The 2,344-nt window shown below is 54.7% G+C and carries 3 protein-coding genes; all 3 read left to right on the top strand.

Going from position 1 to position 2,344, the window contains the following annotated elements:
- Nucleotides 1-432 precede the first annotated feature (432 nt).
- The 3 genes from dfrA1 to L2I46_RS28955 all read left to right on the top strand — a co-directional run bounded on the left by dfrA1 (nt 433) and on the right by L2I46_RS28955 (nt 2,211).
- The gene (gene dfrA1 / locus L2I46_RS28965; RefSeq protein WP_000777555.1) at nt 433-906 is read left to right on the top strand and encodes a trimethoprim-resistant dihydrofolate reductase DfrA1; all 474 of its coding nucleotides are present in this window, start codon (nt 433-435) and stop codon (nt 904-906) included.
- A gap of 92 nt (nt 907-998) precedes the next feature.
- On the top strand, nt 999-1,409 hold the full coding sequence (locus L2I46_RS28960; RefSeq protein ID WP_017901443.1) for a hypothetical protein: 411 nt from the start codon (nt 999-1,001) through the stop codon (nt 1,407-1,409).
- Between the two features lie 13 nt (nt 1,410-1,422).
- Nucleotides 1,423-2,211, top strand: coding sequence for an ANT(3'')-Ia family aminoglycoside nucleotidyltransferase AadA5 (locus tag L2I46_RS28955; RefSeq protein WP_000503573.1), 789 nt, complete (start codon nt 1,423-1,425; stop codon nt 2,209-2,211).
- Nucleotides 2,212-2,344: the final 133 nt, after the last annotated feature.

The following is a 2,344-nucleotide window of genomic DNA, read 5'->3' as shown; positions in this document are numbered from 1 at the left end:
CGCCGTGGGTCGATGTTTGATGTTATGGAGCAGCAACGATGTTACGCAGCAGGGCAGTCGCCCTAAAACAAAGTTAGGCCGCAGCTTTGCTGCCGTGCAAATATGGTTCAATCGAGCATCAAGCAACACCGCTGATCCTGGCTTGCCAAAGTCGGTTCGGCGTAAGGAAGAAAATGTCAGGGCAGGGCTGTTCGCGTCAACCTCTCGCTGCCTGCGGAACAAATTGGCCGCGGGCCAAAAGCTGCCGCCTTCGTGCCGCGCGCAGTGGCTGCGCGGTTAAAACCGTGGCCGCCTCCAATCGCCGTTTCTTCGGCGTTGGGCTCGGCCTAACCAGTTGGTCAAGCCGACGCCCACAAGCTTCGCTTGTGGGTGCCCTCCGTGCTTCGCACTCCGGCGCGGCTTACCGCGGGCGTTAACCTCTGAGGAAGAATTGTGAAACTATCACTAATGGTAGCTATATCGAAGAATGGAGTTATCGGGAATGGCCCTGATATTCCATGGAGTGCCAAAGGTGAACAGCTCCTGTTTAAAGCTATTACCTATAACCAATGGCTGTTGGTTGGACGCAAGACTTTTGAATCAATGGGAGCATTACCCAACCGAAAGTATGCGGTCGTAACACGTTCAAGTTTTACATCTGACAATGAGAACGTAGTGATCTTTCCATCAATTAAAGATGCTTTAACCAACCTAAAGAAAATAACGGATCATGTCATTGTTTCAGGTGGTGGGGAGATATACAAAAGCCTGATCGATCAAGTAGATACACTACATATATCTACAATAGACATCGAGCCGGAAGGTGATGTTTACTTTCCTGAAATCCCCAGCAATTTTAGGCCAGTTTTTACCCAAGACTTCGCCTCTAACATAAATTATAGTTACCAAATCTGGCAAAAGGGTTAACAAGTGGCAGCAACGGATTCGCAAACCTGTCACGCCTTTTGTACCAAAAGCCGCGCCAGGTTTGCGATCCGCTGTGCCAGGCGTTGAACGTCATGAGCAGCTACACCGAAAAAACGGGAAGGGCTCCGGACTTTAGAGTCGCGTATAAGCGGCTGCCGGCGCGTCAGCGCCTCTTTCAACACATGCGCTGCAACGTGCATTGGGCGGCCGACGACGACCAGACTCGACAGTGGTCTATTTGGCCGGAGTTCGAGTCAGTGGGGCGCGAACCCATTCCGGAGACTGATGAACCGCTGGAATGTGGAACCGCCACTATGTGGGTGTTGTTCGACCAGCCGGAGTACCGACAAGATCTGCGGCAGTGGCTACGCGTGGGCCAGGAGGGGTTCTTCATGGCCGGTGCCGAACGAATCGCGCACTTCACCCTTGTGGAGCTACTTGGCCGCGAAGCAGACGCCCAACCCACCGCTCCAGCGGACGGCCTTCGACCGCCGCTGACCTAGCACGTTAGGCATCATGGGTGAATTTTTCCCTGCACAAGTTTTCAAGCAGCTGTCCCACGCTCGCGCGGTGATCGAGCGCCATCTGGCTGCGACACTGGACACAATCCACCTGTTCGGATCTGCGATCGATGGAGGGCTGAAGCCGGACAGCGACATAGACTTGCTCGTGACCGTCAGCGCCGCACCTAACGATTCGCTCCGGCAGGCGCTAATGCTCGATTTGCTGAAAGTCTCATCACCGCCAGGCGATGGCGGAACATGGCGACCGCTGGAGCTAACTGTTGTCGCTCGAAGCGAAGTAGTGCCTTGGCGCTATCCGGCGCGGCGTGAGCTTCAGTTCGGTGAGTGGCTCCGCCACGACATCCTTTCCGGAACGTTCGAGCCTGCCGTTCTGGATCACGATCTTGCGATTTTGCTGACCAAGGCGAGGCAACACAGCCTTGCGCTTCTAGGCCCATCCGCAGCCACGTTTTTCGAGCCGGTGCCGAAGGAGCATTTCTCCAAGGCGCTTTTCGACACTATTGCCCAGTGGAATGCAGAGTCGGATTGGAAGGGTGACGAGCGGAACGTCGTTCTTGCTCTTGCTCGCATTTGGTACAGCGCTTCAACTGGTCTCATTGCTCCTAAGGACGTTGCTGCCGCATGGGTATCGGAGCGTTTGCCTGCCGAGCATCGGCCCCTCATCTGCAAGGCACGCGCGGCGTACCTGGGTAGCGAGGACGACGACCTAGCAATGCGCGTCGAAGAGACGGCCGCGTTCGTTCGATATGCCAAAGCAACGATTGAGAGAATCTTGCGTTGAGCGGCATGTGCGAAAAGTGCATCGACCCGCGCCGAGGGCATCTGATGCCTAACTATGCGTTAGATGCACTAAGCACATAATTGCTCACAGCCAAACTATCAGGTCAAGTCTGCTTTTATTATTTTTAAGCGTG

Origin of the sequence: Klebsiella sp. 2019SCSN059 (genome assembly GCF_021739525.1) — a bacterium.
GTDB lineage: Bacteria > Pseudomonadota > Gammaproteobacteria > Enterobacterales > Enterobacteriaceae > Klebsiella > Klebsiella quasipneumoniae.
The sequence above is the reverse complement of the archived record's forward strand: the minus strand, read 5'-3'. Positions and strand labels throughout refer to the sequence as shown.